The organism is Rhizobium sp. SVR5-9E (assembly GCF_056755095.1).
Map to the genome: position 1 here is coordinate 1 of NZ_JBNDHS010000838.1, position 230 is coordinate 230.

Genomic DNA, 230 nt, shown 5'->3' on the forward strand with positions numbered 1-230 from the left:
TCGGCGCGCTGGTGATCGCGAACTGGTCGTACGGCCTGATGCGCGACACCGGTGGCATCCTGCTCGACATGAATTCGGACCGTCGTCTGACGGACAGTGTGCGCGATGCGATCGAGGGCGTGGGCGACCGCGTCGGCGACCTGCATGTCTGGCGGCTCGGGCCGGGGCACATGAGCGCGGTCGTGTCGGTGGCGACCGCGGACCCGGAGCGGGATGCGCGCTTCTATCAC

Annotated in this window: 1 pseudogene; it reads left to right on the plus strand. The window is 69.1% G+C overall.

Going from position 1 to position 230, the window contains the following annotated elements:
- Positions 1–230: pseudogene (locus ACPYOJ_RS37200) on the plus strand (CDF family Co(II)/Ni(II) efflux transporter DmeF); the annotation flags it as partial.